Here is an 8,983-nt window from a genome sequence, read left to right as displayed (position 1 = left end):
TGAGTCAGAAATTGAACGAATTGTAGTTTTTTACAAAAATGGGAGTTTTAAAAATTATTTGCCCGAATAATTATTTTTTTGGTACAAAACTGTTTTCTGGAATTTTTCCTAAAACACAAATATAATTTTGTTCTAATATTTTAAAATCCGATTCGATATTTCCTGTTGGATAAAATGGCTCGCAAAGTTTTACTTCTTTTTCACCAAAATTAAAAACTACTGGAATAATTGGCACATTAGCTTTCATGGCAATGTAATAAAAACCAGTTTTCCATTCTGTAACTTTTTTACGAGTTCCTTCGGGAGCAATAGCAAGACGGAATACTTCTCTTTTTGAAAAAATATTTGCAATAGCATCTACTTTGTTTAAACCACCAGTTCTGTCGAGTGGTTCTCCACCCATCCAACTGAAATAAGATCCAAATGGAAATTTGAATAATTCCTTTTTAGCTACAAAATTCATTTCTAAATCCAAAATTCCTCTTGTAAAAATACCCAAATAAAAATCATGATTACTGGTGTGAGGTACTGTAATCATTATGCATTTTTTTATTTCAGGAGCAATTGTTCCGTTAATTTTCCAACCCATGAGTTTAAAGAAAATTAACTTATATATTCGTTTTTTCATTTCTAATATTTTATCAAAAATAGCATTATATTTACTATTTGAAAAGGCAAATTATGAATTTCAAGCGACTTTTAAGTTATTTAATACCAATAAAGATATATCAGACAAAATCTGATATTAATAAAAATCTCGAAATAACTTGGAACAACGGACAATTAGTATTGGATTCTAAAAATACTAATTTCTCTTATGGAAATTTGCAAAAGGTTTTGCGTTTTAGTCTAAAAAAAATTGGATTAAGCAAAATATCGAATTTTAAAACTATACTTGTTCTTGGAGTTGCTGGCGGAAGTGTAATTAAAACGTTAGTAGATGAATTTGAGTATAAAGGAAAAATTACAGGTGTCGAAATTGATGCTGAAACTATAAATCTTGCCAATAAATATTTTGGCTTAGATAAAATTGATAATCTTCAGATTATTATTACTGATGCTGAAAAATTTGTAAAAGAAATTAATGAAACATACGATCTTATAATCATTGACATTTTTGAAGATAATATTATGCCTAATTTTCTATTTGAAAATACATTTATTAGTAATATATTAAAAATCTTGAATACAAATGGTTTTGTAATATTTAATACAATTGTAAGTGATAATTCAGCTCAAATTAGAAATGAAAAATTTGTAAAATTGATAGAATCAAAAAAAAGAACACTGCAAAGAATTCCTAATCTTGAAGGAGACAACGAGTTGTTAATTCTGAATTAATTTAAAATCTCATGAAATATTATCTGTACATGAAAAAGAATATCAAAAAACTTCTGTTGGGTAATGTTTTACCAAAAGACAAACCAAAACACAATCCTATTCAGAAACGCATCGAAAATATTAAATCGATTTGGAATAATGATCATCAGGATGATAACGGAATCGAAAAAATAATACGATTACTACTCTCCTCTTCTCAATTGCTTTTTCCTGGAACATATATTAAATATTTTGCCAACAAAAAAGGTTCTGAGTATCAAGATTTAGCTTTAGATTTTTATATTTTAGCAAAAGTTATGTTTCCACTTATAATATTAATAAATCAATGGCAACATAACATCTATATCATAATAGTAATGGTTTATGTTTTACTAGAAACAGTTTTATATATACCTACTTTGATTTTTGCTTCCGATTTATTTTCTCGTCCACGTTCCTACAAACGTTCGATGCTTTTACTTTTTTTTAATTATATGGAAATTGTTTTAGCTTTTGCCGTTTTATATTCTTGTGGTAATTACTTAAATAAAGAATTTACGCACTGGTTTGATGCTGTGTATTTTAGCATTATTACATCTTCCTCTATTGGTTATGGTGATTTTTATCCTATAACTGTTTTTGGAAAGTTTTTAGTGAGCATGCAAGCTTTACTTTTCTTGTTTTTTGTAGTTTTATTTCTTAATTTCTTTTCTACCAAGATTAAAAGCAAAGGGTATTTCGATCATGATAACGAGGATTAATCTATAACATCTTCCTTGCTTTTTCCAAATCCTCCAAAGTGTCAATTCCAATTCCAACGTGGGTTGTTTCAACCATTTTGATGCGTTTTCCGTATTCTAAATAACGAAGTTGCTCTAGTTTTTCGGAAGCTTCGAGTGATAGCATTGGTAAATGATAAAAATCTAGCAAAGCTTGTTTTCTAAATGCATAAATACCAATGTGTTGCATATACCTCACTCCTACATTTTCTTCTCTTGGATATGGAATTACCGAACGAGAAAAATATAAGGCAAATCCTTGTTGGTCGACAATTACTTTGACATTATTTGGGTTTTGAATATCATTTTTATCCGTGATATTTCTCATTAAGGAAGCCAAATCTACTTTCTTATCAACATCATTTCTAAAAACTTCAATCACTTTTTCGAGTGGTTCTTTATTTATAAAAGGTTCATCTCCTTGCACATTGACTACAATATCAACATCAAGATTTTCGATAGCTTCTGCAATTCGGTCACTACCCGATTCGTGTTCTTTGATACTCATAATGGCTTTTCCACCATTGGAAATAATTTCATTATAAATCAAATCAGAATCAGTCACTACAAAAATATCATCAAACAAATGGGTTTCCACTGCTGCTTGATACGTTCGTAAAATAACTGTTTTTCCAACCAAATCTTGCATAAGTTTGGCAGGGAATCTTGTTGAGGCGTATCGTGCGGGAATTACGGCGATTATTTTCATTCTTATTTTCTAATTTTTTTATAAAGCCAATAGATTAACAAAAATAGTATAACAACAATAATTATTGCTACAATTGGTAAAAAAATGGCAAAAGTACTCAAAGTAATTGCAGTTCCAGTTTCGGCAGTAGAAACTACAGGATTTCCTAAACCTGCTGTTTTTACTGATGACGCGAGTCGTGTCATGGTGGTCATTCCTTGCATGGCAGTTGCGGTTCCGCCTCCAGCAATTACGGCTAATCCCCAAGTCATCATTGGGTCTAAATGTACTAATGTTGATGCCATCACGGCCGTTCCTGCAATTGCCGCTAATGGTGTGGCAATCGTATCTAAAAGATTATCTACAAACGGGATATAATAGCCAAAAATCTCGGCAATCATAGCAATTCCTAACGAAATCATAGCGGGAATTCCTCCTACCCAAGCCCAACTTTCATTAACTGGAATAACATTAAAGTGTGATGCCAAACTCAATGCAAATAATGGCAAAAATACCCTAAAACCAGCCGATGCGGCTAGTCCAATTCCTAAAAATAGACTTAATATGGTTTCTGTTGTTATCATATTTTATTAAAATTAATGCTATTTGTTATTCTGTGGAACAAAAAATCTCAATAGTTGTTCAATTTATGAGATTTCTCCTTCGTCGAAATGACAAAATGCTCTCTTTTTGCGTTAGGGATTGAAGTGAAAATCCTTTTTTTGGATTTTTCTTCCAAAAAAAGATTGCAATGTAAAGCCCGACCCTTGTGGTAACGTCCTAATTTATTCTACAAAATTTTCATCTTTAAAACCTATCAAATATAGCTTATCTTTTGCTCTTGTCATGGCGGTATATAGCCAGCGAATGTAATCTTTGTCGATTCCGTTGGGCAAATAAGGCTGCTCGATAAAAACCGTATTCCATTGTCCTCCTTGCGATTTGTGACACGTTATGGCATAAGAGAATTTGACTTGCAACGCATTAAAATATTCATTTTCTTTTACTTTTTGAAATTTCTTATATTTAGTGGTCTCATTTTCATAATCTTTCATGACTTCTTCGTACAATCTGTTCGATTCTTCGTAGGATAATGACGGTGATTCGCTCGAAATGGTATCTAATAATAGAACGGTTTCATACGGTTTTTGGTCTGGATAATCGACCATTCGTATCTTGACATTGGCAAATTTGAATCCGTATAATTCTTTTATATTTCGGATATCTAATACTTCAATAATATCACCATTGGCAATAAAACCTGCTTCGTCGGAATCCTTTAACCAAAAGTAATTATTTTTTACCACCATCAAGAAATCTCCTGTAGAAAGTTCACTTTCTTTATCTAGAATTTTGGTCCTAATTTGTTGATTATATTGGTTGGCTCGCTTGTTCGAACGAACTATAAACGCGGTATCTTCAATACTATAATTGCTATAAGCCGAATTGATGGCGTCTTGAATATCGTAACCATCTGATAATCTGACAATATCTTTAAATCCTTTGAGATTAAATTTGAAACTATCAAAAAATACATCTTTCAATAATTCTCTAAGCTCGGTAGCATTATACAAAATTCCCGAGTTTTCTTCTTGACGCATGACTTCATCAAATTCGATAGAATACACATCTTTATTATAATGTAAACTTAAAGTATCTGTATCTAATGCTGGGGATATATCTAACTGAACTGGTGGTAATTGAGCCGTGTCACCTAACAGAATCATTTTGCAATTGTCTCCCGAATAAACATAGGAAATTAAGTCATCTAGAAGTGAACCATTTTCGTATAATTTCGATTCGGTATTCACATCCGAAATCATAGAAGATTCGTCTATAAAAAAAATAGTATTCTTATGTTTGTTGGGTTGCAAAGTGAAGGAAACTCCGCCACCAGATGCTTTTTTAGGAAAATAAATTTTTTTATGAATGGTAAAGGCTGGTTTGTTCGAATAATTAGCAATTACTTTTGCAGCACGACCTGTTGGTGCGAGTAAAACATATTTTTTATTTATCTCGATTAGATTGTTTACAATCGTAGAAATCACCGTTGTTTTTCCAGTTCCTGCATAACCTTTTAGTACAAAAATCTCGTCTTTGTAAGTATTTGTAATAAATTCTGCAATTTGTTGAAAGAAAATATCTTGTTTAACCGTAGGCCTAAAAGGAAATTTTTTTTGTAAAATACTGTAAAACAACGAAGCACTCATTTATTTTTGATAAAATATTATATTTCAAATATACGGATCAAAATCATCTAGTTTGTTTAATAAAGTAAAAAAAATTGTAGATTTGCTTTTCAATGATTTAATGCCATTATGTCTTCAGGGAACGCTACAATTCTGGAAAAAAAATACAAAAATTTAGTACTTCAAGTTTCATTAACTGAGGCTTCTTTTTGTATAAAAGATACATTGAAAAATAAAATTGAAACCATTCGTAGTTTTTCGTTTGATAAATTTTCTAATCCAACAGAAATTGAAGAATCGTTAATTAAAATTTTCAATGAAACTGCAGAATTAAATACAAATTTTGACGAAATTACTGTTTTACACAACAATAACTTGCTCACTTTTGTGCCGTCAGTTTTATTTGATGCACAATATTTAGGTAGCTATTTACAATATAATACAAAGGTTTTTGAATCTGATTTTTTTGCTTATGATTTGGTTACAAACAACGATATGGTCACTGTTTATATTCCGTATGTGAATATTAATAATTTTCTAATTGATCGTTTTGGAAGTTTCAATTACAAACATTCTTTTACCATTTTAGTAAAAAAAATACAAGAATTTTCTAAAAATATTGATGAAACTCATTTATACATTCATATTCAATCCACTAATTTTCAGATTATAGCGGTTAGAAATCAAAAACTTTTACTTTTTAATACATTCGATTATAAAACCGAAGAAGATTTTATTTATTATTTACTTTTTGTTACTGAACAGCTTAATTTGAATCCAGAAACAATACAAGTAAAACTTTTTGGAACGATTTCTAAAGAAAGTAATTTATACCAAATTGCCTACAAATACATAAGAAATGTTTCTTTATTTTTTGATTATAACAATTTAGAGAACAACATTTCCCAGCAAGAATATTTACAAAATTTTATACCCATACACACGTGCGAATAATTTCAGGAAAATACAAAGGACGACGAATTAGTCCACCCAAAAACTTGCCAGTTCGCCCTACGACTGATATGTGTAAGGAAGCCTTATTTAATATTTTAAATAATAATTTTAATTTTACAGAACTTCGTGTTCTAGATTTATTTGCAGGAACAGGAAGCATAAGTTACGAATTTGCTTCTAGAGGCTGTAAACCCATTACTAGTGTAGATGGTGATATGGGTTGTGTGAATTTTATTAGAAAAACGACTAAAGAATTCGATTTTGATATTACACCAATAAAAAGTGATGTTTTCGCTTTCTTAGAGAAAAATAAAGCCAGTTACGATATTATTTTTGCTGATCCTCCATACGGAATGGATCAAAAAGATTTCGAAAAAATTATTACATTGGTTTTTGAAAACGGTTTGTTAGAGGATGATGGTATGATGGTTATCGAACATTCTAAATACACAAAACTAAACCACATGGAAAATTTTTCTTATGATAAAGGTTACGGTGGTTCAGTTTTTACTTTCTTCGAATTAGAAAATGGCGAGGAAGAAACTGACGATGAAGACGATGAATTTGAAAGCTAATGTAATCATTTTTAAATCTATTTAAACTCTCCAACCATTCTTATAATAGTTTCTATACCTTTTTCTGTTTCTTCATTGTGATCTGAAGAAATATTGGATTTAAGATCATTCCCAAACTCATCATTTATGAAATCTGTGATCTTTTCAATAATCTCTATATTATCTATATTCAATATTGTTTTTACTAATGCAATTTTTGATTCTTGAATATCCATAACCTTATTTTTTATCAAATTTAAAAAATTTTACAATCAAATATTTAATAATCAATATTTTAACTTTTATATAACATATTTAAAATATTGATTGTTATATATCTGTTTTTTTTTGATTAGATTGAATGAAAAATAAGTTAGATGATGTGATTAACGTATTCTATTCTCGTCATCATTTATATTTTTTTCTTTAAATTCTGAATCTTTTATTTTTCCAAAAGAATATCTAATTGCTACAGAAATTTCATGCGTATCTGATAGATAGTTTGACTTCGAACTAATTTTATTTACAGTGAAATTTTCTTTGTAAACGAAATTTTTAAAAATATCATTAAAGCTTAAAGTACAATCCCATTTTTTTAAAAATGTCTTAGAAATAGCCAAATCCATAATAAAATTGGGTTGTTTTCTTTCAAAAATACCTTCATTTTGAGTCGTAAGTCCCCAAAATGTTGTAGAAATGATATACTCTTTAGGCAATTTGAATTGATGGTTTGAATAGTAATATATATAAGGTTTAGTTTCTTTTTGTATAGCTAATTTGTCTTCAATTTTATTTAAAATAAAGCTCAAACTATTATTTACTGTCCAAAATTTATAAGTAAACGGAATAGTAAAATCTATTTCGAAACCACTTTCTTTATCAAAATTCTTCTGACTAAAGGTTAAAATATTTTGAGAATTATCATACTTAAAATCCCCATAAACAGGATTTGAATTTTTGTAATAACTCAATCGAATTGATTTGTCATTGTACTGAAAATTAGCTGCAATTTCATCATTAATTGTAGGATCAAGATTGATGTTACTTCCATAAATAAAATAAGGATTTATATAAGTAGAACCTTGATTTGTAGCCGAATAATTGGGTCTAGTTATACTTTTTGAATAATTTAAAGTAATCGCTTTCGAACTATCTACAGGAATATCAAATTGTACTTTTGGAAAAAAATTGGTGTAATCTTTTTTAATTAAAGGCAAAATTTCATTAGTGTATTTGCCAATAATATTAGTGCTTTCAATTCTAAAGCCTGCTGAATATTGCAACTTTTTTATTTTACCTGAAACTTGTGAATAACCTGAAATATTTTGCTCTTTAAAATTATATTTTGATGCTGTTGAAGTCAAACTAATTAAATCAGAAATATCCGAATTTGTCTTGGCATTTGCACTAAGAAACAAACCACCAATCTCTAATTTTATTTCATTTTTAAATATTTTTTCTAAATCTGTTCTACCAGAAATAACTGAAACATTAAATTTTTGATTCCTATTTTGCACTAGTTCAAATGGAGAATTATTATAACTATTTTCAACTAAAGTAACCATTTCTTGATTGAAATTAGAAAACTGAAAACCTGAAAATAATTGGGTATTTATCGATTTTATTTTCTTAAAATAATTTGCAAATGAATTTATGAAAACTCGATTTTCATCGTTATTACTCCGTGTTAAAATATTGTTTTCTATATTATTTTGTTTGTTTAAAGTTTTTGTATTTATACCAAAAATATCTTTTTGAACTCTGGCATTTCCGCTGATAGAAAAATAATCATCTTCATTTATTTTGTAAAATAATCCGCTTCCAAAAATGAACTGAGGCCTTTTAGTATAAGCTTCTACATCATAATTTGAAATAATATTTTCCTCTGGAATCTCATATTTTATATCGTGTCCTTCCCAAATAGTTAACTGATTGTAATTGAAATTTGCTTTAATTTCTAATTTCTTTTTTTTGATGCTGGCATTGATTCCTACATAATTATTGAATCTTTTTTTGACGGAAGCGGTTTCTGTCAAATCGATTTTAAATCCTTCTTTTTTGCTTAACTTCCTTGTAATTAAAATGACAACTCGACCTTCCGCTTCGTATTTTGCTGATGGATTATTTATAATTTCAATGCTTTTAATTTCATCTACAGACAATGTATTTAAATCGTTTATACTTACTTTTTGATTGTCTATATAAAGTAACGGATTCCCTTTTCCTATAATACTAATCGTTTCTTTATTAGCACCAATAATTACATTGGGCAGTTTTGATACTAAATCGATCGTATTCGGAACTGATTTTAAGATTGAATTGGCTACATCAATTTTCAAATTTCCATTTTTATTGGTAAAAACTTTCTTTTCCTTTTTTATAATTACTTCCTCTAGCTTTTTAGAAATTGTATCTTGTTTGATTTCATTTTGTGCCAATGTCAAATTTGAAATCATCAGAACAAACAGTATTATTAGCGCTTTTTTCATTTTTAATTTG

10 protein-coding genes are annotated in these 8,983 nt (G+C 28.8%); 4 read left to right on the top strand and 6 right to left on the bottom strand.

The window, feature by feature from the left end; translation table 11 throughout:
• Window positions 1-70: 70 nt before the first annotated feature.
• Complete coding sequence (locus ACKVOV_RS00590) at window positions 71-628, bottom strand: 1-acyl-sn-glycerol-3-phosphate acyltransferase (protein WP_409204836.1); 558 nt, start codon at window positions 626-628, stop codon at window positions 71-73.
• A gap of 53 nt (window positions 629-681) precedes the next feature.
• Here ACKVOV_RS00590 and ACKVOV_RS00585 point away from each other — a divergent pair, with 53 nt between their 5' ends.
• Together ACKVOV_RS00585 and ACKVOV_RS00580 are read left to right on the top strand one after the other, a co-directional pair.
• Window positions 682-1,341 carry a spermidine synthase gene (locus tag ACKVOV_RS00585; protein WP_409204835.1) on the top strand — a complete coding sequence of 220 codons (660 nt, stop codon included), beginning with the start codon at window positions 682-684 and terminating at the stop codon, window positions 1,339-1,341.
• A gap of 11 nt (window positions 1,342-1,352) precedes the next feature.
• The gene (locus ACKVOV_RS00580) at window positions 1,353-2,081 is read left to right on the top strand and encodes a potassium channel family protein (RefSeq protein ID WP_409204834.1); all 729 of its coding nucleotides are present in this window, start codon (window positions 1,353-1,355) and stop codon (window positions 2,079-2,081) included.
• Window position 2,082: 1 nt separating this feature from the next.
• Here the strand turns inward: ACKVOV_RS00580 and kdsB are convergent, their stop codons facing one another.
• From kdsB to ACKVOV_RS00565, 3 genes are all read right to left on the bottom strand, one after another.
• Window positions 2,083-2,808 (bottom strand): 3-deoxy-manno-octulosonate cytidylyltransferase, encoded by a 726-nt coding sequence (kdsB, locus tag ACKVOV_RS00575; protein ID WP_409204833.1) that lies wholly within the window; start codon window positions 2,806-2,808, stop codon window positions 2,083-2,085.
• Window positions 2,809-2,810: 2 nt separating this feature from the next.
• Window positions 2,811-3,368: a DUF4126 domain-containing protein gene (locus ACKVOV_RS00570; RefSeq protein ID WP_409204837.1), complete on the bottom strand. Its 558-nt coding sequence runs from the start codon at window positions 3,366-3,368 to the stop codon at window positions 2,811-2,813.
• A gap of 204 nt (window positions 3,369-3,572) precedes the next feature.
• Window positions 3,573-4,997 carry an ATP-dependent RecD-like DNA helicase gene (locus tag ACKVOV_RS00565; protein WP_409204832.1) on the bottom strand — a complete coding sequence of 475 codons (1,425 nt, stop codon included), beginning with the start codon at window positions 4,995-4,997 and terminating at the stop codon, window positions 3,573-3,575.
• Window positions 4,998-5,105: 108 nt separating this feature from the next.
• On the opposite strand from ACKVOV_RS00565, the gene ACKVOV_RS00560 reads away from it, so the two are divergent.
• Window positions 5,106-5,930 (top strand): DUF3822 family protein, encoded by an 825-nt coding sequence (locus ACKVOV_RS00560; RefSeq protein ID WP_409204831.1) that lies wholly within the window; start codon window positions 5,106-5,108, stop codon window positions 5,928-5,930.
• Window positions 5,921-6,505 (top strand): 16S rRNA (guanine(966)-N(2))-methyltransferase RsmD, encoded by a 585-nt coding sequence (rsmD, locus tag ACKVOV_RS00555; RefSeq protein ID WP_409204830.1) that lies wholly within the window; start codon window positions 5,921-5,923, stop codon window positions 6,503-6,505. Before ACKVOV_RS00560 ends, rsmD begins: the two co-directional genes overlap by 10 nt.
• A 17-nt stretch (window positions 6,506-6,522) precedes the next feature.
• On the opposite strand, the gene ACKVOV_RS00550 is transcribed toward rsmD, so the two are convergent.
• Together ACKVOV_RS00550 and ACKVOV_RS00545 are read right to left on the bottom strand one after the other, a co-directional pair.
• Window positions 6,523-6,720, bottom strand: a complete 198-nt coding sequence (locus tag ACKVOV_RS00550; RefSeq protein WP_409204829.1) for a hypothetical protein — start codon at window positions 6,718-6,720, stop codon at window positions 6,523-6,525.
• Window positions 6,721-6,870: 150 nt separating this feature from the next.
• Window positions 6,871-8,983 (bottom strand): TonB-dependent receptor domain-containing protein (locus ACKVOV_RS00545; protein ID WP_409204828.1); only part of this gene is annotated, 2,113 nt, incomplete at its 5' end.

This window comes from Flavobacterium sp. (genome assembly GCF_046153165.1).
In the GTDB taxonomy this organism is placed as follows: Bacteria; Bacteroidota; Bacteroidia; order Flavobacteriales; family Flavobacteriaceae; genus Flavobacterium.
This window is presented reverse-complemented; position numbering and strand designations above follow the sequence as displayed.

What these genes read in the sequence shown, in the direction of transcription:
- ACKVOV_RS00585 (WP_409204835.1), top strand. Translation starts at nt 682, where the DNA reads ATGAATTTCAAGCGACTTTTAAGTTATTTAATACCAATAAAGATATAT.
- ACKVOV_RS00580 (WP_409204834.1), top strand. Translation starts at nt 1,353, where the DNA reads ATGAAATATTATCTGTACATGAAAAAGAATATCAAAAAACTTCTGTTG.
- ACKVOV_RS00565 (WP_409204832.1), bottom strand. Translation starts at nt 4,997, where the DNA reads ATGAGTGCTTCGTTGTTTTACAGTATTTTACAAAAAAAATTTCCTTTT.
- ACKVOV_RS00590 (WP_409204836.1), bottom strand. Translation starts at nt 628, where the DNA reads ATGAAAAAACGAATATATAAGTTAATTTTCTTTAAACTCATGGGTTGG.
- ACKVOV_RS00550 (WP_409204829.1), bottom strand. Translation starts at nt 6,720, where the DNA reads ATGGATATTCAAGAATCAAAAATTGCATTAGTAAAAACAATATTGAAT.
- kdsB (WP_409204833.1), bottom strand. Translation starts at nt 2,808, where the DNA reads ATGAAAATAATCGCCGTAATTCCCGCACGATACGCCTCAACAAGATTC.
- ACKVOV_RS00560 (WP_409204831.1), top strand. Translation starts at nt 5,106, where the DNA reads ATGTCTTCAGGGAACGCTACAATTCTGGAAAAAAAATACAAAAATTTA.